This window comes from Providencia sp. 2024EL-00732 (assembly GCF_044006275.1).
GTDB lineage: Bacteria > Pseudomonadota > Gammaproteobacteria > Enterobacterales > Enterobacteriaceae > Providencia > Providencia huashanensis.
Map to the genome: position 1 here is coordinate 38,727 of NZ_JBIPDG010000005.1, position 21,506 is coordinate 60,232.

Below are 21,506 nucleotides of genomic sequence, written 5' to 3' on the forward strand. Positions count from 1 at the left end.
GAAACCAACCGCTTAAGGTTGGTTTTTTTATGCCTAAATTTTAAGCGGGGTAAAATGGGGGTAAAACTCCATCGCAATAGTTTCTATTTCAATATCAAAGTGCCCCAACCACTCAAGCTGGCGTATTAGTGTTTATTTGCAGACATTGATAGGAATGAACCTAATACAAAAAAGTACTTAATAAGATTTGCTTCACGTTCCCCTGCTGGTTTTAATTCATGGTAACTAACCGTAAAGACCAAAATAAAGCCAAAATCCCCAATTAAGAAGCGTATTAAGATTACAAGCCTAGAAGTGATAGATTCCCACTGAGTATTAGGTTAGCAAGAGTATAAATTGAAGTGAACAAAAAGGCCGCATAAGCGACCTAATACGGAATATAAGCTATACAGAAACTGTATTATCCAACCAGAAAATTGACATCTAAGCTACCGCGGTATTTTCCTGGAGCTATTTTTCCATTAACGCATAAAGCAAAGTTTAACCCTTGAATAAAATTTCCCCCAACGGAGCTATAAATCTGCTTACTTTTTGTATAATTAATGGCTTGAGAAGAGTCAGCAATACAAACTTCATCACCTTTAGCAGTCGCATCAATCGATGTGGCTATATAAGGCAAATCATCTGAATTTCCATCTAACGGGTCCAGCACCATTCCAGTATAATTTCCATCCACTAGAGCATTGTTTGGCTTAATAGAGATCAAATACTTACCAGTATCTGGACAATTAACATTAACCTGAGCAAGAGCATTAGCTAAATTCTTAGGACTTGGATAAGTCCACGCTAACTGTACCCCGAAATCAATCTTCGTGTTTGTTATTGCGGATACTTTACATGTATCAACAACAAATAATAGTCGATATCTCAGAGGGATAAAGGTATAGGCAGGCGGTCATTACAGCATGTCGACAGTTGCGACTAATAACACTGTAGGTAATTAAAAGCTCGTTAGTAGCACCATTAAATTTAAGGACCGAGATATCGGGAAGCTCTAATTATATTCTCTTCCACTTGGCTTTACCGCCTTGTAGCGCCCAAACTCAGTAAACCACTTTTGAGCTTCTATGGCTTTTTTACTATTTCCTTCACATGTTCAGATTCTTCTTGTCCTAGTTCAGTGGCAGTACTAAGAACTTTCCAGAAACAACTGATTGTGATCCATTTGATTGGTAGCCATTCACCATTTTGTGCAAGAATTTCAAATTCATATCAGCAGTTTTATAAAGGCAAAGATTTATCTTGCTACGTACAAAGTATAAAAAACACTGATCTACTACTGTCTCAGATATATTCAGAATTATTAAAGAGTAAAAACTCGTGGTCTATGCTCTATTTTGCAGATCACGGTCTGTCTTTTATTGATAATCAACAAGATTTAATTCATGGTGATAAACGTAAACAAAATTTTGAAGACCCTTTATTTATTACATCTTCTAATTCTGTTGGCCGTAAAATAATATCAGCACAAAGAAATGGGCTTAATTTATTTCAATTATTTGCAGAGTGGTTGGGTATTAATGCTAATAATATAAAACCCACATGTAAAATGCTATCCAATAATGATTGCAAAGGGCAAAGTAATGTGACCGATTTTGATCAACACATTATTGATTTTAATAAACTACCAAATGAATATAAAATACCTATATCAGTATCACTAAAATATTCGTAGCCATTAGTTTATGTTTTTAGTCGATGAGTTCAACGCCTAGTCGGCTGGGTAACCCTAGTGCTTCAAAACGTGAATTTTTCGCCTTGACTAGGCTAGCTTAGAATACTTTTCAATTAGGTCTATAGACAGGTAAGATTTTACACGACCGAATAAAGCCCCCAGTAATTGGGGGCTCTTAATAGAGTAGTCCTTATTACTAAGATTATTGATAAAGTAATTGAATTTATTTAACCAATTTACACGTACGGCCTTTATCGTCAGAGGTCTTTCCGTTTACAATATCATCCTCTGATATGGTTGCTAAATTAAATTCATTCTTACCTTTAGACCACAATTGAAAGCTTTCACCCGTATATCTTGCACCACTTGCACTTGGTGCCTCATTCAGGACTATAATTTCATCGGAATATAAGATTACTGCGATTTTATCATTTGGGAATGACGCTTTAATTTTCTGACCTTCACAGTTATAAGTATCTGTTTTAGCAGCCAGTGCAGGCTGTGCCATGAAAATAGAAGCTAAAATAATAGCAGGGATAAATTTAATTTTACTCATGTAATGCTCCATCATATAAAAGTATTAAATCCGTTAATGATTTTAAACTCCCATATTGAGTAAAATAATAAGACAATTCCGTAACCAAAGATCTGCATTATATTCGATATTCAGAAACAAGCCCCTAAGAGAACAAAAAATACCTTAGTGGTTTAGTAAGTCCAGACTAATTAGTTAGGTGAGCATCTTTTTAAATTCTACATAGCTCCGCTTATTTAAATGTGACTAGGTGTAGGGGGTTGATTATCCAACATAATAAACCAATGTGTCGAAAAAATGCGAGCATTTCAAAAACAGCTGACTGTTCAACTGATTAATCTAAGAATAAGACTACTCATTACATAATATATTTATCATATGCTATTGCTATAATTTGAAAAAACTTTTTGGGGTACCAATGAAAAAATTAGCATATATGTTTTTACTTATATCCACATACGCTCTCTCTGATAGTAACAATGACACTAGCCTCATTAAAGATGGCATGAAATCAATAACATCATCAATAACAAGTTCAAGTAAAGATGCACTATCCGGATTCAAGGAAGGTATTGATGAAGGGAGAGCTTCTGGGAGCAGCGTTGATGGTGCTATTATCATTTACGACTTGGAAAACCTGAATAAATACACTGAGATAAAAGTATTAAAATCTGAAAAAACTGCTGATACTGAGTATCTGCTGACATTAGCTATAAAAAATAAATCAGAGTCAGCTATTCGCTTAACAAATTTTGATGATAAAAATAACATTTATATCTTAGACCAAGATGGGTTTACATCTTATTTAAATGGGGTTCAAAGTGATATTAGTATTCCCAAAAGAGCGGCATCTAAAGTGAAGCTTAAATTTTCAGAAGTAGATGATGCTCCTTCAATACTAAGACTATATGACCTAGATGTAAAAGTACCACCTGTAAAATAACTGATTTATTCCTTGTTTTTTTACTCTCACAATAAAAACGGGCTACATTGTGTAAGGCGCGTTTTTATTGTTTTATTTCCAGTTTAATCATCTGTCAGCCCCCTTATCTTGTAATATTGTTTTTAACTATATTAGATTTTATTAATACAGTGAGTATTTAAACTTAACAATAGCCGATACAGTGAAAATAATTAGAACAGTACTAAAAACAAGATCAAGGTGAGAGAAAAATGTTAAAAATCAATCTTATCGATAGATATTTTGGGAACATATCCATAAAGCGTTGGCGTATCGAATCCGCTATTGATTCATCTGTTGGTGAGTTAATCAGGGGATATTAATACCCGCTATAGCTTTCAATACTCATAGTTATAGCCGTGTTTATTTGCTATTTTAATCATATAATCGGTCTTGTCACCAAAAACAATAATTCTATAGATTGATAACAACCTATTGATTTCATGCGACTAAAGACTAAACTGTGATTCCATTTACACAAAGGCAGGCTCACAATAGCTAATGAATATAAATTTCAGATTAACCACATCTCATGATGTGAGCGCTATTTTTCTTATTGATACTGTAGCAACACCAGAAAGACTGCTGGAAATCACGCAGTGGGTAAAGCAAAATGCGTGTTTTGTATTAGAAGCAAATGATGAAATATTGGCTTATGGTGTATTAACCCATCATTTTTATTCACATGGTTTTATTGAATTATTAATGGTAAATAACAAATATCGGCGTCAAGGCTTTGGTCACATACTGATTAATAAATTAAAAGAGCAAAGCAAAACGGATAAAATTTTCACATCGACTAATCAGTCAAATCTGGCTACACAAAAGCTCCTTGAGAAAACTGGCTTTGTTCCTAGCGGCTATATTGATAACCTAGACGATAATGACCCAGAACTCATTTACTACTATAACCGAGTTAAAACTATCTAGGTACCCTTATTATAACAACGAATTATCCATAATCGTCTGTTGTAACTGATGAGCAAAAAGCCGATATGCGTCATCACTAATGGCGCTAGGATAACTTAATACTTCGAGCTGATGAGGCTTATTTTCTGGGTAATAGCTTGGATGAGTATGCGAGTATCGATTTCGTTGAAACCCGCAATGTTGATAAAAATTGAGCCTTTTTTTGCTTATCTCATCAATTACAGGGTCAATTTCAAGAATAACTTTACCTACATTCCCGCAAAATTGTTTCAATACTTTTTGACCATATCCTTGCCCTCTTAATTCTGCGGAAATAGCAAAGTGCTCAATATAGAAATAATCATTAATTTTCCAGCAACCTATAAAACCAACAAAAATAGAGCTATTAGCAAAGTAATATAAGTAATAGTCATCTTGGCCTAATACTGCTTTACGCCCTTGATAACTTCTCTGTTCGTACAAAGGAAATGCCTTATCATAAAGTTGATTAATGGCATTTATTTCCTCAATATTTTCCCTCGACATACGGCTAGATCGTAACATTTAGACTAAACTCACTTTAATAAACCCTGTTTTTTCTTAAGAATACGGATTTTTTGTTGCCTGACAACCCGTTTATTGCCCTAAGCAGCGAAAGAAGTAACATTAACTTTTTGTTTTATATTAATATTATTCTGACTCTATTTTTACCAATAAAATATTTACTTATCGATATTGACTTTTCACACTGATACATTTAAAAATACTGTATATTAATACAGTCCTTACTAGAGGTCATTATGTTACGGATTGAAGTGTTATTTGATAAAAATGCACCACAGAAACCAAGTTCAACTGTTTTACATGCTCTTGAGTCTGAGATCTTACGTAAACTACAGAATCAGTATCCAGATATGGTCACTCGAGTTGGCTTTAGCTCTCAACAACGTGTAAATATTTCAGGTACAAAAATATCGGAGGATAAAACTCGTATTGAAGAAATATTGGAGGAAATTTGGATGGATGACGGCTGGGTTCCCGAAGAAATTACAGAATAATCGGTACCTAAATAAAGGAATGCTGTTTACTACTAACTCATTCCTTTATTTTTATAAAGCTAAAATTCGTACTAAAGTTTGTTAAGCTATTTATCCCAATCATTGGCCTGTTAACCTACTTTTTGCCTATATTCCAATTAAGTTATAACGCCCTATCCCAGTATTTAGCATGAGCCCCATTCATACCGTAATCACATTCATTTATTATTAGTAAATTTTTTTCCTTAAAAAATCCTTAATAACTTTTAATAAACTTGTTTTATCTTTTTTATTATCTGCAATCTTAATTTGAGAAATACATTTTTTTAGTTCTGTACAAGTTGAGATCTCACTTATCGCTAGATTTGAAATACTTACAACTGGCATTTTATTATAATCTTTAGTAATAAAAGTCAATGTTATCAGGATAATTACAATGAATATTGCTACTCCATATAAGGTTTTTTTCATTTTAATGCCCTTATTCTTAGTATGTAGGATAATCATAAACAGACTATTTTTTTATACCTTAAAGAGCGGTTAAACTATCCTTAAGATAAGCTTAAATCTAGTTAAGCCAAGAGTTAGATATGTTGTTTGTCAGTGTTTGAATGCTTATACTTGTAAGCAGAGGTGATAAAATGAATATCCTTTTAGTAGAAGACGATCTCCAACTGGGGAAGGCGCTTTGCCGAGGGCTGGAACTTGCTGGATTCAATCCATGTTGGGTACGACTACTGGCTGATGCAAAGCAACAACTCGCTTCTCGGAATTTTGATTTGATGTTATTAGATTTAGGCTTGCCAGATGGTGATGGTCATCAGGAGTTAATTGCATGGCGTAATGCGGGGGAATCTATCCCAATTATTATTCTAACGGCTAGAAATCAAATGGATAATTTGGTTTCCAGTTTAGATTCAGGGGCGGACGATTTTTTGACGAAACCATTTGCAATGCCAGAGCTTATTTCTCGAGTTAAAGCAGTTAGCCGCCGTATGGCTGGGTTTTCGTCTGAAATATGGCAATTAGATAACCTACAATTAAATCCAGTTAATCACCAAGTTTCACTTAACGGTCAATTACTTTTTCTATCTGGTAAAGAATATTTACTATTGTATGAATTAATAAGAAATGCCGATAACGTTGTTAGAAAAGTCGACTTAGAGCAACGTCTATTTGGTGTAGATGATATAGAAAGCAACTCCTTAGAGGTTCATATTCATAATCTGCGCCGTAAAATAGGAAAAGAGCGTATTATTACTATCCGAGGTATTGGTTACTTATTAAAAAAGAAGTACAGCCATGAAGGTTAAATCATTTTTTATTTATACATTCGGTTTACAAATTACCTCTGTCATTTTTTTATGGTTGTTATTAGTTGGCTGGTTACAATTTTATTATTGGCCAGCTATTCATGACGAATTAAATGAACAACAAAATATAATTACACAAGGTTTCGCTAGAACACTCAGCGTGGTTTCCGATGACCCTGAACAATTCAATGAAATAGCTGATAGCTTACAAGCCTTATATATGGAAGCCATGGAAAATGGGGATGATATAAGCTATCGCCCATTCATGTTAGTAAGGGATAAACAAGGAAATGTTTATTATCGCAATAACGATAAACTGCTTGTCCCATCTCTTAAATCAGTAGCCGAACTAACGGCTTTACATAAAGATTGGCATTTTACCTCTGCATGGAATAAAAATAACACGTTTGAAATCGTCATTGCTGAATCTTATAGTGATAGAAAATCTTTGTTAGGTACTCCTGCTGAAGGCACGGCTATTCCACTCGCTTTTATTTTAGGGATCATGCTACTTGCTATGTTAATTACCGCATATTTTAGCCTGCGTCCTTTAAGGCAATCCGCAAAACTTATTTCTAGCCGTCAGCCCGGTAATTTAACGCCGATAGAAACCAAAGAACAATACAAAGAAATTCGCCCTATTATTGCTGCTATTAATAATTTAATGGCACGTGTTGATGCCGCAAACCAACGAGAAAAACGCTTTATGGCAGATGCTGCTCATGAATTGCGTACTCCGATTGCAGCCGTTATCGCCCAATTACACTTATTAATGCAGATCGACCATCCGAAAGAAAAAGAAGAAATTATTAATGACATGCAAGAAACATTAAATCGTGCAGCGTCACTTTCCCATCAATTAATTGACCTTGCCCGTTTAGAGACTGAGGATTTCTTATTAAATAAAGAAAATATCGACCTACCTATGCTCATCAGTAACTTAATTGCCACTCATGTACCTTATGCTATTAACAAAAATATTGATGTCGAGCTTCAAAGCTCTGATTCCTTTAATATACTCACCGACAAGCTTGCTTTGAGTAATATTTTTACTAACCTGATTGAAAATGCGATTAAATATTGTCCTAAAGATGGGAAAATAAAAGTTACCCTAAAAGACCTTACTCCTTTTGGTGCCACTATTTTAGTTCAAGATAATGGACGCGGCATTCCCGAAGAAAGTCGACAGCTTATTTTTTCCCGTTTCTATCGAGTACCGGGAACAATGGAAACTGGGAGTGGGTTAGGCTTATCCATAGCCCATAATTTAGCAACAAAAATAGGCGCAGTGATTAGAGTGACGGATGGATTAGAAGATAAGGGTATCGGGTTTATTATTGACTTACCCTAAATCCAATTATGTTATTGACTTAACAGCATAGCTTCTACTTAACCTTTACAATAGCCTCTTTAAGTTAATATACTTACAATATAAAGAGGCAATAATGTCCAATGCATTAATAATTATTGATCTTATCGAAGAAATAATTGGTAAAAATGGCTTATCTAACTCAAGTTATCAACAAACTCAATCTCGTAAAATAGTCGAAAAAGCAAACCAAGCAGCAAACCATGCACGTAATCATAATATCCCGATTATTTGGGTTAAAGTTGGCTTTGCGGATAATTACCATGATATACCTGCCGGCTCCCCCATGTTTCAGCACGCTAAAAACATAGGCGCTCTAAAATTAAGTGAAAATGGCTGTAATTGGGTAAATGACTTAGAAGTTCATTTTCGCGACCTAGTAATGATTAAAAAAGGTGTATCCGCATTTGCTGGTAACCAGCTAAATAAATGGCTAACGGATAATAACATTACACAGCTATTTATTGGCGGAGTCAGTACAGTAAAAGCGATTCAAAGTAGTGCCAGACAAGCTCATGACTTAGGTTACTATGTCACAGTTTTAGAAGACTTATGCGCAGCCCCAACACCTGAGCTTCATGAGCAAAGTCTTGAGGCATTAGAAGGATTGATATCGATTTCTTCTGTTAAAGAATTTATGCAAATAAAATAATCAATCCACCTCCATATCTGCTTATTTTATTGGGTTTTTTGTAGGTAAATTTCACGTAGCCGGATTGCAATTTCTCCCGGCTCACCTTTACCAATAACTTGATTGTTTACTTTTACAATAGGCCAAACTAATGTTGTCGCTGAAGTAATAAATACCTCTTTTGCTGCTAACATATCATCTAGTGTAAAAGCCTTTTCAATAAGCTCTATTCCCTGCTCCCCAGCAAGTTCAATAACAGCCCGGCGAGTAATTCCAGGTAAAATTATATTACTCAAGCCTCGAGTTTGTAGTTGATTATCACGATTCACAATAAAACAATTACTAGAACTTCCTTCTGTAATATAACCATCTTTAATAAAAACAGCATCATCAGCGCCTTGCTGCCTAGCAAATTCTTTTGCCATTGACGCCGCAAGCAATGAAACCGTTTTAATATCACAACGTTGCCAACGAATATCTTCCACTGTGACCACTTTAATTCCAGTCTTAGCTTTTACGCTATCAATAATATTCATCTGTTGTGCGAATAATACTAAGGTTGGCTTAGTACCTGTCTCTGGATATAAAAAATCACGTACTTTTGCATTACCACGAGTCAGTTGTAAATAAATAAGCCCTTCTTGTAAGCTATTTTGTTGAATTAACTGCAAATGAATCTGTTTTAACTCCGCTACGCTACAAGGCATTAAAAGTTGTAGCTCCTTGCATGAGCGCTGTAAACGAGCCATGTGATGTTCAAAATCAATTAGCTTACCATTGATAATGGCCGTCACTTCATACACGGCATCTGCGAAGAGAAACCCCCGGTCAAAAACCGATACAGACGCTTGTTCTTCAGGTAAGAACTGACCGTTAACATAAGTAATCATTGAGATAGATTCCTTTATCAATCAACTTTTATCTTTTATAAGATTAACCATACACCATATTGAAATTAATGCTTTTTATCCCTTCACATATTTCATTTTTGTATGATTATTTCTCGTAGGTTTGCAGGCAAATACACTTGAACCCATTTACGCCATTTCAGCTTAAAAATATGTTTAAAAATATGTTTAAAAATTAAAATATATTTTATATATCACCTTGACATTAACACGCTGAAAGCTAAAATAGCCTTAAGTGATCTGGATCACATTTTCATATTCGGAGTCAATGATGAATAGCATTAAAGAATTTATCAGTAGTGTACAAGAAGTTGTTGAATTGCTGTCAAAACGTTTTATGTAACTTATTTTTTAATCAACCGAACCGTTTATTTACCTCATCATTAGCGTTAATTTGCATAGTTTTTGCATAACGACCTTGAAATCAAGGTCGTTTTTTTTATTCAAAAACATTTTCAATAACTTCCGCGACTATTGCTGTTCCGACCGCAACAAGAAGCAAGTCTCTTCCACTTATTTTCCATTCATAACCTACATACACTGGTAATTGAGAGGTGAAACCCGCTGGTAGTGATTTCTTAGCAATACCTGGAGGAAGTGGTTTCCCCCGACTAACTTGTTTAGCAATACCCGGTGGTAAACCTTGATATCCGGTTAAACCATATTCAATTGCTAAAGGCCTAACGTTACCAAAACTCACGGTAAAATTAACATTAGCATTTCTTTGCTTGTCATAATATTTATTGGATTTAGCATTATTTTTTGCTTGGACATGAGCCCCTTTATTATTACCATGGATTTTCTGATGTCCCTTGCCATTTCCGGCGCCATGATTACCATTCCCTTGTCCCTGATTACCATTCGGGGATGAGTTAGCTGCTAATGGCGTAATAAAGACCGCAGGCAATAAGATGAACTGCAAGAGAAACAAACATGCCGATTTTTTCAATTTAAATGTGTTCATAACAAGCTCCTACAGAATTAGACCTACGCCGTGTAATTTATAGAACATTATGCTTAGTAATGAACCACCACAATCAGATAATGCTTATCGTAAGTAATGTTATGTAAATGTTATCCATTCACCTAACTTACAGAATACCTTCATTTATAATTGATGCCCTTTATCCCTTATATTCAGTAATACATTTACTCATACTTAATACTACTTATGAAAATTAGGACAGTGTTTAATATTACCAATGATGAAATTTTACTATACATATGATAAGGTTTATCGATTAAAAAAGAATTTATAGCGGAACATATCACAGAACGACATAGAAGGAGAAAACATGCAGCAGCAACTGCTAGACTGGGTACGTCAATTCAACCAAGATTATGCTAACCTCGCCTCTTTACTCATGGTGCTCGGGTTAATTCTCATAGTTGCCTGTGTATTACACCTTATCTTGCATAAGCTATTACTTCCACGGTTAGAAAAGCGTGGGCAAAAATTTGCAGGTAGTTGGCCTCACTTAATTACTCAACATAACCTTTTCAATCGCTTTGCGTTTGTTATTCAAGGGGTGGTCGTCAATATCCAAGCAACTTTATGGTTGCATCCTGGTTCAACGGCACAAGCTGTTCTTAAAGTCGGTTCACAGGCGTGGTGTTTATTATTTGGTTTATTAACGCTTTACTCTATTCTTGATATTATCCTCGGTGTATTGCAGCGGGCTGCAAGAACAGCCCACCTGCCACTTCGGGGCATATTCCAAAGTATTAAGCTAATTGCTTCTATTCTAATTGGTATCATGATCATCGCCCTATTAATTGGCAAATCTCCGCTAATTATTTTAAGTGGCCTTGGGGCAATGACTGCGGTCATGATGTTAGTCTTTAAAGACCCTATAATGGGTTTAGTCGCAGGGATACAACTTTCAGCCAATAATATGGTGAACATTGGTGATTGGTTAGAAATGCCTAAATATGGCGCTGATGGTGCAGTCATCGATATTGGTTTAACGACTGTGAAAGTACAAAACTGGGATAATACCGTTACAACAATCCCAACTTATGCTCTCATTTCCGATTCGTTCAAAAACTGGAAAGGAATGACAGATTCAGGTGGCCGCCGTATTAAGCGTAGTGTCCGATTAGATGCCAACAGCGTGCATTTTTTACAACCTGATGAAACAGAGCTGTTCATTAAAGCCAATTTACTTGAGCCTTATCTCGATAAAAAGATATCAGAAATTCAAATTTATAATTCTAATATTCCTGATGATAAAGCTATCCCATTGAACCAACGTAAGTTAACCAATATTGGGACTTTCCGTGCTTATATTGAAGCCTATTTGAAATCCCATCCGAATATTCATAAAAATATGACGATTATGGTTAGGCAACTTGAGTCAGATTCAAATGGTGTACCAATAGAAATATATGCATTTACTAATACAACGGTATGGGTCGAGTATGAACGAATTCAGTCCGATATCTTTGACCATATATTTTCTATCCTGCCACAATTTAATTTAGCGGTACATCAATCACCTACCGGAAATGATGTTAGAATGATAGGTAAATCTACAGAAAAATAGTTAACACTTAGTGATTAGTTAATATTTCTTATTTATCTACAACTAAAGTAGTAATTTAAAGAGGGAGAAATCCCTCTTTTGCCTGCTTTCCCCTCCTACCATTATATAAAATCAAATATAGCGATAGTTAATTAAAACAGAACTACCCCCCTCTTCTTGACAGAAAAAAGCCTTATAAATTATATAAATACATTTTACTTATCAGGGGTAACATTGATGTAAGTCATGTAACTCAGCAGAAACTTTTTTTAACATATAAAACAAGATAGTAATGTTGTTATTTACATATAGGCAATGTCAATGCATAAAATTAAAAAAAATACTCAATTTGGAGAACTGAGCAGGAGGGAGTTTATACAAACCTCTGCAACAGTTGCGGGTGTCGCCGCAGTTGCTGGCTCAATCCCCCTTCCCTTTGCTGCACAAGCAAAAGCACCAGCAATTATGCCTGACGAAGTCAGCGAAAAAATCAGCTATAGCGCATGCTTAGTTAACTGTGGTAGCCGTTGTCCATTAAAGGTTCATGTTAAAGATGGTGTTATCAGCCGTATCTCAAATGAGACCATGTATGACGACTCTACCTTAGGCGAACACCAAATTCGTCCATGCTTACGCGGTCGCTCAGTTCGTTGGAAAACCTATAACCCTGATCGTTTAAAATACCCAATGGTACGCGTTGGTAAACGTGGTGAAGGGAAATTCAAAAAAATCACATGGGATGAAGCCACTACCATCATCGCTGAGAAGTTGAAATATACCATTGATAAGTATGGTAGTGATGCCATCTATTATCAGTATGGCTCCGGCTCTACAGGGGCGAACTTGCACGGGCGTGCAGCGTGTAAACGTTTATTAAGTTTAACGGGTGGCTTCTTAGGTGACTATGGGACTTATTCATACGCTCAATTAATGGAAATTACTCCTTATGTGTATGGCGGCATTGAAGAGTCTTATTTATCTGAGATCCAAAACTCAGATTTAGTTGTCATGTTTGGTCATAACCTTGCAGAAACTCGTATGTCAGGTGGTGGTCAATTCTATGAAACGCTAAATGCCTTGGACAAAAGCAAAGCAAAAGTGATTATTATTGACCCTCGCCGCACCGATAGTGTGACAACACTTGGCGCTGAGTGGGTCCCTATTTACCCGGGGACTGATGCGGCATTAGTTGCTTCATTGGGCTATGTAATGATCCAAGAAGGGCTAACGGATGAAGAGTTCCTAAATAAATACTGTGTTGGCTGGGATGAATCTACATTACCCGCTTCTGCGCCACGCAATGCATCTTACAAAGATTATATTTTAGGTAATGGCCCTGACGGAATAGCTAAAACGCCAGAATGGGCGAGCAAACTGACTGGAATTTCAGTCGCGCGGATAAAACAACTTGCTCGCGAAATTGGTAATGCTAATCACGCATGGATTTCACAAGGTTGGGGCTTACAACGCACCGAAAATGGTGAGCAAGCCTGTCGCTCAATTATGATGTTACCGCTAATGTCTGGCAATATCGGTCGTGCAGGTACCAATACTGGTTTATGGGGTAATAGCTATGCATATCCTGTAGCGGGTTTTGGCTTACCTAACCCAGTCAAGGCACTGATCCCAACTTATATGTGGTCTGAAGCCATTGTAAGGGGTAAAGAGCTTACGGCTGAAAACGCAGGTATCAAAGGTGTCGATAAATTAAATAACGACATCAAGTTTATGTGGTGTTACTCAAGTAATGTGATTGGTAACCAACATGGTGATTTAAACAAAACCCATGAAATTCTTGCAGATGAATCAAAATGTGAATTCATTTTAGTTTGGGATAACCATGACACCCCATCAGCAAAATATGCAGACTTGCTATTACCGGATGTAACAACCGTTGAAACTAACGATTTGATTAATAACTCCTATGCAAGTGGGGCCTACCATTACTTAGTTCGCCTACAAAATGCGATTGAGCCACTATGGGAAAACCGCCCTAACTATGATGTCCTAGCTGAAATCGCTGAAAAAATGGGCGTTAAAGAACAATTTACCGAAGGGCGTACATACGCACAGTGGATTGAGTTCTGCTATAACAAAACGCGTGAAAAAATGCCGCATTTACCTGAGTTCAGTGAAACCGATGGTGCGGGTATCATCGACCGTAAATTCCTGAATAGTGCAGAAAATGTCGCATTACAGAAATTCCGTGAAGACCCAATAAACAACCCGTTGAAAACACCGTCAGGTAAAGTCGAAATCTACTCGGAACAATTAGCTGAACGTGTGAAAAACTGGGAATTACCAGAAGGTCAGCGTATTCCTGCAATTCCAGAATATTGTGTGAATAAAGAAGGCGTTGAAGCACAAGCAGCGCAACAAAAACATACGTTATTAATGACTGGCTTCCACGATAAAGGCCATGTGCATTCGTCTTATTATAACGTTGCCATGCTGCGTGAAGCGATTCCTCACCAATTTTGGCTTAACCCAATCGATGCACAACAACGTGGATTGAACAATGGTGATATTGCTGAAATTTTTAATGACCGTGGTCGTATTCAAATCAAAGTGAAAGTTACAGAGCGTGTATTACCCGGTGTTATCGCTGTTCCACAAGGTGCATGGCGAGCTCTCAATAATGAGGGGTTAGATATAGGCGGTTGTATCAACACGCTAACCTCACATGTTCCTTCGCCACTTGCAAAAGGAACGCCACAACATACCAACCTTGTTGAAGTTAAACGCGCTTAAGGAGTTAAATGATGAAACAATATGGCTTTTACTTTGACTCCACAAAATGCACTGGCTGTAAAACTTGCCAAGTCAGTTGTAAGGATGAAAAAGATTTAGATTTAGGCCCCAAATTCCGTCGTGTTTATGAGTTTGGTGGTGGTAGTTGGCAAAAACAAGATGGTATATGGCAGCAAAACGTTTTCAATTACTATCTTTCTATTTCATGTAACCATTGCTCAAACCCAACGTGTGTCGCGGGTTGCCCAACAGGCGCCATGCATAAACGGGAAGAAGATGGTTTAGTCGTTGTTGACCAATCAATTTGTGTTGGTTGCCGCTACTGTGAATTGCGATGTCCATATGGTGCACCGCAATTTGATGAAAAGAAAAAATTGATGAGCAAGTGTGACGGATGTTATGAACGAGTGGCACAAGGAATGAAACCCGTTTGTGTTGAGTCTTGCCCACAGCGTGCTTTAGATTTTGATGATATTAATGTTCTACGTGAACTACATGGCACTGAATGTGGTATTGCTCCAATGCCAGATCCTAGCCTAACAAACCCAAATATTGTCATTAAGCCACATAAAGATGCGAAGCCATTTGGCGATAAAAGTGGCGAACTAAAAAACCCTGCGGAGGTGTAAAATGCATGAATTACCACTGGTTTTTTTCACTGTCTTAGGACAATCAGCCGCTGGGCTTTTCTTGCTTGCTTATTTAAGCCGTAAAATGGGTTCGATTGACGATAACCAATTAAAAACAGCCAATATTATTGCCTTTATCATCATGATCATCGGCTTAGGTATCGGTGGGTTACACGTAGGGCAACCCCTACGTTTCTTCAATATGCTGCTTGGCGTTGGCCGCTCACCAATGAGTAATGAAGCCTTCTTAAGTGGCGTTTTTGTTGGTTGTGCTGCCGCAACACTGTTTTTCACCTTATTTTTCAAGCACACGCTATTGCGTGAGCTGGCAAATATTGCTGCGGTGATCTCAGGGCTTGCTTTTGTTTGGTCAATCCCGCAAGTCTACAATATCGCAACTATTGCTAACTGGAATACGGGCTACACCACCTTACAAATGTGGATGACCATGTTAGTCGGTGGCGGTGCGTTAGCTATTGTTATTGGTGCTCGAGGTTTAGGTATTGCATCGTTTCTGGTCGGTACATTTGCTATTTTTGCAAGCCGAGCTAGTTACCAAGCTTTCTTAACCGAAACAGGTCCGGCACTGAGTAGTGAACAAACTGGTTTTTGGGGATTTCAAGTTGTTGTACTGGCAATCGCCTTAGCGGCTTTCGTTGGTATGGCCTTAAAGCAACGCGCACCAAAAGCGACTTTAGCCACCTGTGCAGCAGCAGTATTACTAGCTGAACTTGCCGGTCGTATTGCGTTCTACAACTTGTGGCAAATCACCATGTAACCTATTGTTGTTACTATGTTATAGTTGTTTATCAAAGAACCCCATTTGGGGTTCTTTACTTTAATTTCATTGCCCTGACTAAATTCAAGCTGCCAGATATATTGTGCTTTAACTCGTTTACCCTAAATAGTTTGAATGACAGCTAGGAGGCAAATGAATATAACTGAGAAAGCATACATTAGTATGCGGCCTGAATAGACGAGCGCAGTCAACACTGCTGTAGCTCAAAATATGACGGATAAATTAACGGATATAAAATGATTGATACGACATTACTGCGCATTTTGGGTGCTTGCTTCTATTATTCACCCCAATCCGAAACTTTAAAAAACTTATTCCCCGTGTTACCTGAAATCCCGACCCTATATTCATGGCAAGACGCAGAACAAATACAAGAACTTTGCACCAAATTATCAGCAATACAAGCAGATGAAATTAGCTATGATTATTCAATCCTATTTGAAGGACAAGGTAGTATGCCAGCTCCACCATGGGGGTCAGTATACTTAGAGCATGACAATACTGTCATGGGTGAATCAACGGCAGAATATCGTAATTTCTTACAAAGCAAAGGGTTAGTTACAGATACTGGGGTCCGTGAGCCTGAAGACCAATTTGGTTTAATGATGATGGCAATTTCAGCTTTAGCAGAACAAGGGCAAGAAGCCGCAATCACGGTATTATTTGAGCAACATTTATTACCTTGGGCGTACCGTTACTTAGCTCTCGTTCAGCAGTCCAAAACAGAAACACTGTTCTATCCATGCCTAGCCCAAATCACTGAGATATATTTAAAATCACTACAACAAGAATTAGGGTTATCCCCCGCGAAAGTTGAATTATTTCGCTAAATGATTAATGTTGCTAAATGAGCTTCTCAATAGATAGCTGAGGGCCCATTTAGCAATGCATTTATTCAAGTGCCTCTAAAATGAAGAGTTAGGTTCTTGTAAAAATGCAACTTCTTCTGGTGTTGATACCCGGCCTAAAATGTTATTGCGATGCGGGTAACGCCCGAATTTATCAACAATAGCCTTGTGGCGCATTTCATAATCCAGAGTCGCGTCATCACCTAACATGCGAAATAGTTCAACAGCCTGCAAATGAATAAAGCTAGATTCCGAATGCATATAAGGCATCAAAATAAACTTACGTTGTGATAAGGTCAGCAAATTATAATCATGCTGTTTAATCGCCTCTTGAGCTAAAGCTAATGCCATACCATCTTGAGCAAAAGACCTTGGCGTATCGCGCCATAAATTACGTGAAAATTGGTCCAACACAATGATTTCCGCTAACCGCCCCCGTATAGACGCTCGCCAATAAGCCAACTCACCTTTAGCTGCACGCTCACAGATTTGCGAAAAACGCTGTGCTATCGCCAAATCAAATTTAGCACTTTTCTCAAACCACTGTTTGGGCGTAGATTCCTCAAACCAAAAGGAAAGCACGTCTTCCATGGTATTCATAATTTATTCCTATCACTTTTCTTAATAGAGGTTATTTAAATCCTAGTTAAAAATCACTTTAATTAATAGGCTTGAGCTCTAAAAATGGCTATTTGCAGATAATTATTTTGTTTCTTTGCGTGCTATCACTAAAAAATCATGCACTGACTACTCGTGAATTTTGTAACCGTTATTTTTTACCACTGGCTATTTGTTGTTTAGTGTCAATATGGCCATTCTTCATGTCTAAATACATACATTTATTTAACTCAATGTTAGAATTCCACTTATAATGTGTGAGTAAATCAGGTGCCGCCGATACTCAATAGTCGTAATAACTCATCAGCGTTTCATATTGGTTTTATTTAAGGAAGGCAATGTAAATGGCAGGACATATGGTACTTATTGGTTGGGCATTATGGGTTAGTCCTTGCGGCACAGATTCATGTGATGCATTGCCCGTGACTGAAACCATTTTCACACAAGAGCAATGTGTCAGCCGAAAAAAATACTTAGAATCAAAACGACCAAACCTTTATTTTCTCTGCGGTGAAGTTTATCGTGATAGTGAAGAGATGGCCGTTGAAGAACAACATGCGGTTCCTGCACCACACCCACCATTAAGGTCGTTACCTAAGCGCCAGTCTCGTTAGCTTGAGCCGTTTTCCAGCCCAAGCCATACAACTATTACATGTTAGATAATTTCAGCAATTGGAGATTCCGCTTCAATAAACTCACCTTTATTTGCATGGTATTTCAGCGTTCCAGTACGATGAGCAATAATTTGCACTTCCATTTTCATCGCTTCCATTACGCCAATAACATCCCCTTCTACGACATTGTCCCCCTGAGGGATCAACCAGTTAAACAACACACCGGAGATAGGCGCATTCACCGCATCAGGGTTGCTAGCAGCTTGAAGCTCACCGTTAGGTGGTATCATATTAGTTGGAGACACACTATTTGCGGTAAGGCCGGACATTAACTGCGCCGGTAAGCCTAATTCACAACGTTTGCCATCAATTTCAATAAAGGTGCGAGTCAATTGATGGTTTGCAGATGGAATTTGGCGCTTTGCAGGGGGGATCTCCACACTAAATTCTGTTTCAATCCAACGTGTATGCACATTAAAATGGTCACAAAAGTCGGCTTGTTCCATGACCGCACGGTGGAACGGTAATACCGATGCGACCCCCTCAATCTTAAACTCTGCTAAAGCGCGACGGGCGCGTGAAATAGCTTGTTCTCGCGTATTTCCCACCACTATCAGTTTTGCCATTAACGAATCAAATGTCCCTGGGATCGTCGTACCAGCAGCAACACCACTATCAATACGAACTCCAGGCCCTGTTGGAACATCAAAAGTTGTAATTGTCCCTGGTGTTGGCAAAAAACCATTACCTGCATCTTCCGCATTAATTCGGAACTCAAAAGCATGACCGCGAGGCTTCGGAGTCTCATTAATACTTAAAGGTAAACCTTCGGCAATACGTAATTGCTCAATCACTAAATCAATCCCTGCCGTTTCCTCAGTTACCGGATGCTCAACTTGTAGCCGAGTATTCACCTCTAAGAATGATAACGTCCCGTCCTGACTCAGTAAAAACTCAACGGTGCCTGCGCCAACATAGCCAGCTTTACGGCAAATATCTGTTGAGGATTTAATAATTTGTTGCTGTTGTTCCTCAGATAAAAATGGCGCGGGTGATTCCTCGACCAATTTTTGATTACGACGCTGCAATGAACAATCCCTTGTCCCCACCACCAGCACATTACCATGTGTATCTGCAATCACCTGTGCTTCAATGTGGCGCGGGTTATGCAAAAACTGTTCAATAAAACACTCACCACGCCCAAAAGCGGCAACCGCTTCGCGTACAGCAGAATGATAAAGTTCTTCAACTTCATGTAATTGCCACGCGACTTTGAGACCTCGACCACCTCCACCAAATGCAGCTTTTATTGCGATAGGCAAACCGTGTTGATGAGCAAATTTAACTACCTCCTGCGCATCAATAACCGGGTCTTTCGTCCCCACAACCAGTGGGGCTCCTACTTGCATAGCAATATGGCGAGCCTGAACCTTATCACCTAAGATATCAATACTCTCCGCACTTGGTCCTATCCATATTAAACCCGCATCATTCACCGCACGGGCAAATTCCGCACGCTCAGACAAAAAGCCATAACCTGGGTGCACCATCGTCGCACCTGACTTCTGAGCGACTTCAATTAACTTTTCAATATTTAAGTAACTTTGTGCAGGTGAGTTCCCGTTTAGCCCATATGCCTCATCTGCCATTTTAACGTGTAATGCATCAATATCGCTGTCTGCATACACCGCAACAGACTGGAAACCATAATCACGGCAAGCACGAATAATACGCACAGCGATTTCACCTCGGTTTGCAATCAATACTTTGTGTGTCTTTTTATTCTTGTTCATCAGTACCATCACTCCCATGTAATTTTTTAAATTCACCAAGTGGATTAAAGCGTATTCTTGCATTGACAGGAATTTGCCCTGCTAAATCTAAATGATATTCACATACGGCCCCAATAACTGGGTAACCCCCGGTTAATGGATGGTCATTTAAAAATAAAACTGGCTGGCCATTCGCAGGAACTTGGATAGCGCCTATACAAGTCCCCTCACTCGGCAATTCTTGTAATTTTTTACGCTCAAAAGGTTTCTCACCTGACAAACGCAAACCTATACGATTTGATGCGGCTGTTACCTGCCACAATTGATTTGTTAGCTTATCAATGGCTTGCTCTGTAAACCAATCAGTTCTAGGGCCTAAAACCACATCAAGCACAACAACATCATCTGCATCTGGGTAATCAAATGCAGGGGTTTCTGATAAAGAAACTGCTGATATCGGTGAGCTTGTCTTAATGCTTAGTGCCTGATTAACCCTAAGAGGCGCAGGACCAACCTGTGCCAAAGTGTCGAATGAACAACTGGATAAAATAGGTTTAACATTAAACCCACCCCGTACAGCTAAATAACTGCGTACACCTTTATTTGGACTCCCAAGTTTAATCACATCCCCTTTGATTAAATGTACAGGTTGATAAGGATTAACTTGATATTGTTGATTGCTAGCGGTTGTCACCTCAATCACACAGGAGGCGCCTGTAACAGCAACAACTAAATTTCTATTTATTTGAGCTTTAAAGCCACCTTGAGTAATTTCTAATACCGCTGCGTCAGATAAATTCCCCACAATACGATTAGCACTACGTAGTGCTGATTTGTCCATACCACCGGATTCTGAAATCCCTAATGCCGACTGGCCTACTCGGCCTAAATCTTGGAATAACGTCTGTAAACCCGTAGCCAACACGATTATGTCTGCTTTCGTATTTTCAGGTTGCTCTATGCTTAGGTTCTTTGTGGGTAAGCTATAACTAACCTGACTTTTCTGTGCATCAACAAAGTTGACCCGGGTCCCTGCCTGCACTAAGGCTGGTTCAGGGCGGTTGATATCCCACATTGATAACTCGGTTACACCAATTAACTGCCAGCCCCCGGGGCTTGCTTGCGGATAAACACTACTAAACTCCCCAGCCAAAGCCACTGAACCTGCGGGTATCCGCACTCGAGGTGATTGGCGCCTTGGGACATTTAACTGAGCATGCTTAGAAACCATGTACCCAAAACCCGGCGCAAAACCACTAAAAGCAACTTGATACTCATTTTGTGTGTGTCGCCGGATCACCTCATCAACAGAAACACCGAGGAACTGGGCAACATCAGGTAAATCCTGCCCATTATAATGGACAGGAATTGTCACAAGCTTGCTAGCCTTCGCTTTAGCTTTGGTGATATCCCTCAAGGAAATCAATTTAACCAAGTTGTCTTCTTCCGCAATAAACGGGTTATAGCGGACTAAAATGGTTCGCGCTGCGGGGATTATTTCTTCAACCCCATGAATTGGTATCTCTGTTAAAGAGTCTGTCAGTGCCATTGTTTGTTCAAGGCTATCCAATTCAACCATGAAAGCACTTAAATTGACGGGTAAAAATCGCAA

22 protein-coding genes are annotated in these 21,506 nt (G+C 38.3%); 13 read left to right on the forward strand and 9 right to left on the reverse strand.

Annotated elements, in window-relative coordinates; translation table 11 throughout:
* Positions 1–400 precede the first annotated feature (400 nt).
* On the reverse strand, positions 401–706 hold the full coding sequence (locus ACHB7C_RS10250; protein WP_166685172.1) for a hypothetical protein: 306 nt from the start codon (positions 704–706) through the stop codon (positions 401–403).
* A gap of 414 nt (positions 707–1,120) precedes the next feature.
* On the opposite strand from ACHB7C_RS10250, the gene ACHB7C_RS10255 reads away from it, so the two are divergent.
* A complete protein-coding gene (locus tag ACHB7C_RS10255) occupies positions 1,121–1,675 on the forward strand; it encodes a sulfatase-like hydrolase/transferase (protein WP_272678021.1) in 555 nt (184 codons plus the stop codon).
* 223 nt (positions 1,676–1,898) lie between these two features.
* On the opposite strand, the gene ACHB7C_RS10260 is transcribed toward ACHB7C_RS10255, so the two are convergent.
* Positions 1,899–2,231: an MliC family protein gene (locus ACHB7C_RS10260; RefSeq protein WP_166685173.1), complete on the reverse strand. Its 333-nt coding sequence runs from the start codon at positions 2,229–2,231 to the stop codon at positions 1,899–1,901.
* 397 nt (positions 2,232–2,628) lie between these two features.
* Here ACHB7C_RS10260 and ACHB7C_RS10265 point away from each other — a divergent pair, with 397 nt between their 5' ends.
* Together ACHB7C_RS10265 and ACHB7C_RS10270 are read left to right on the forward strand one after the other, a co-directional pair.
* Positions 2,629–3,153, forward strand: a complete 525-nt coding sequence (locus tag ACHB7C_RS10265) for a hypothetical protein (RefSeq protein WP_042844382.1) — start codon at positions 2,629–2,631, stop codon at positions 3,151–3,153.
* 519 nt (positions 3,154–3,672) lie between these two features.
* Entirely contained in the window at positions 3,673–4,101 is a 429-nt protein-coding gene (locus tag ACHB7C_RS10270; RefSeq protein WP_042844383.1) for a GNAT family N-acetyltransferase, read from the forward strand.
* 9 nt (positions 4,102–4,110) lie between these two features.
* Here the strand turns inward: ACHB7C_RS10270 and ACHB7C_RS10275 are convergent, their stop codons facing one another.
* Positions 4,111–4,644, reverse strand: a complete 534-nt coding sequence (locus ACHB7C_RS10275; protein WP_129466085.1) for a GNAT family N-acetyltransferase — start codon at positions 4,642–4,644, stop codon at positions 4,111–4,113.
* A 236-nt stretch (positions 4,645–4,880) separates the two neighbouring features.
* Between ACHB7C_RS10275 and ACHB7C_RS10280 the strand changes: the two genes are divergently transcribed.
* On the forward strand, positions 4,881–5,138 hold the full coding sequence (locus ACHB7C_RS10280; protein ID WP_042844385.1) for a DinI-like family protein: 258 nt from the start codon (positions 4,881–4,883) through the stop codon (positions 5,136–5,138).
* 207 nt (positions 5,139–5,345) lie between these two features.
* Here the strand turns inward: ACHB7C_RS10280 and ACHB7C_RS10285 are convergent, their stop codons facing one another.
* Positions 5,346–5,588 carry a hypothetical protein gene (locus ACHB7C_RS10285; RefSeq protein ID WP_129466086.1) on the reverse strand — a complete coding sequence of 81 codons (243 nt, stop codon included), beginning with the start codon at positions 5,586–5,588 and terminating at the stop codon, positions 5,346–5,348.
* 170 nt (positions 5,589–5,758) lie between these two features.
* Between ACHB7C_RS10285 and ACHB7C_RS10290 the strand changes: the two genes are divergently transcribed.
* From ACHB7C_RS10290 to ACHB7C_RS10300, 3 genes are all read left to right on the forward strand, one after another.
* Positions 5,759–6,430 (forward strand): response regulator, encoded by a 672-nt coding sequence (locus tag ACHB7C_RS10290; RefSeq protein ID WP_042844387.1) that lies wholly within the window; start codon positions 5,759–5,761, stop codon positions 6,428–6,430.
* Positions 6,420–7,781, forward strand: a complete 1,362-nt coding sequence (locus ACHB7C_RS10295; protein WP_181468572.1) for a HAMP domain-containing sensor histidine kinase — start codon at positions 6,420–6,422, stop codon at positions 7,779–7,781. Before ACHB7C_RS10290 ends, ACHB7C_RS10295 begins: the two co-directional genes overlap by 11 nt.
* Before the next feature lie 94 nt (positions 7,782–7,875).
* The gene (locus ACHB7C_RS10300) at positions 7,876–8,451 is read left to right on the forward strand and encodes a cysteine hydrolase family protein (protein ID WP_042844391.1); all 576 of its coding nucleotides are present in this window, start codon (positions 7,876–7,878) and stop codon (positions 8,449–8,451) included.
* 26 nt (positions 8,452–8,477) lie between these two features.
* Here the strand turns inward: ACHB7C_RS10300 and ACHB7C_RS10305 are convergent, their stop codons facing one another.
* Together ACHB7C_RS10305 and ACHB7C_RS10310 are read right to left on the reverse strand one after the other, a co-directional pair.
* On the reverse strand, positions 8,478–9,326 hold the full coding sequence (locus tag ACHB7C_RS10305; RefSeq protein ID WP_129466357.1) for a D-amino-acid transaminase: 849 nt from the start codon (positions 9,324–9,326) through the stop codon (positions 8,478–8,480).
* Positions 9,327–9,777: 451 nt separating this feature from the next.
* Complete coding sequence (locus tag ACHB7C_RS10310) at positions 9,778–10,302, reverse strand: anti-virulence regulator CigR family protein (protein ID WP_048607476.1); 525 nt, start codon at positions 10,300–10,302, stop codon at positions 9,778–9,780.
* Positions 10,303–10,633: 331 nt separating this feature from the next.
* On the opposite strand from ACHB7C_RS10310, the gene ACHB7C_RS10315 reads away from it, so the two are divergent.
* From ACHB7C_RS10315 to ACHB7C_RS10335, 5 genes are all read left to right on the forward strand, one after another.
* A complete protein-coding gene (locus ACHB7C_RS10315; protein ID WP_042844392.1) occupies positions 10,634–11,884 on the forward strand; it encodes a mechanosensitive ion channel family protein in 1,251 nt (416 codons plus the stop codon).
* Between the two features lie 300 nt (positions 11,885–12,184).
* The gene (locus ACHB7C_RS10320) at positions 12,185–14,614 is read left to right on the forward strand and encodes a DMSO/selenate family reductase complex A subunit (protein WP_395347256.1); all 2,430 of its coding nucleotides are present in this window, start codon (positions 12,185–12,187) and stop codon (positions 14,612–14,614) included.
* An 11-nt stretch (positions 14,615–14,625) separates the two neighbouring features.
* On the forward strand, positions 14,626–15,243 hold the full coding sequence (locus ACHB7C_RS10325) for a DMSO/selenate family reductase complex B subunit (protein ID WP_042844394.1): 618 nt from the start codon (positions 14,626–14,628) through the stop codon (positions 15,241–15,243).
* 1 nt (position 15,244) lies between these two features.
* Positions 15,245–16,021, forward strand: coding sequence for a DmsC/YnfH family molybdoenzyme membrane anchor subunit (locus ACHB7C_RS10330; RefSeq protein WP_042844395.1), 777 nt, complete (start codon positions 15,245–15,247; stop codon positions 16,019–16,021).
* 257 nt (positions 16,022–16,278) lie between these two features.
* Positions 16,279–16,872, forward strand: coding sequence for a molecular chaperone (locus ACHB7C_RS10335; protein WP_042844396.1), 594 nt, complete (start codon positions 16,279–16,281; stop codon positions 16,870–16,872).
* Positions 16,873–16,947: 75 nt separating this feature from the next.
* Here the strand turns inward: ACHB7C_RS10335 and ACHB7C_RS10340 are convergent, their stop codons facing one another.
* On the reverse strand, positions 16,948–17,490 hold the full coding sequence (locus ACHB7C_RS10340; protein ID WP_042844397.1) for a DUF924 family protein: 543 nt from the start codon (positions 17,488–17,490) through the stop codon (positions 16,948–16,950).
* Positions 17,491–17,852: 362 nt separating this feature from the next.
* Here ACHB7C_RS10340 and ACHB7C_RS10345 point away from each other — a divergent pair, with 362 nt between their 5' ends.
* Positions 17,853–18,122, forward strand: coding sequence for a hypothetical protein (locus ACHB7C_RS10345; protein ID WP_048607480.1), 270 nt, complete (start codon positions 17,853–17,855; stop codon positions 18,120–18,122).
* Positions 18,123–18,163: 41 nt separating this feature from the next.
* Here the strand turns inward: ACHB7C_RS10345 and ACHB7C_RS10350 are convergent, their stop codons facing one another.
* Together ACHB7C_RS10350 and ACHB7C_RS10355 are read right to left on the reverse strand one after the other, a co-directional pair.
* The gene (locus ACHB7C_RS10350; RefSeq protein WP_395347330.1) at positions 18,164–19,924 is read right to left on the reverse strand and encodes an acetyl/propionyl/methylcrotonyl-CoA carboxylase subunit alpha; all 1,761 of its coding nucleotides are present in this window, start codon (positions 19,922–19,924) and stop codon (positions 18,164–18,166) included.
* Complete coding sequence (locus ACHB7C_RS10355; RefSeq protein ID WP_210855106.1) at positions 19,902–21,506, reverse strand: 5-oxoprolinase/urea amidolyase family protein; 1,605 nt, start codon at positions 21,504–21,506, stop codon at positions 19,902–19,904. Before ACHB7C_RS10355 ends, ACHB7C_RS10350 begins: the two co-directional genes overlap by 23 nt.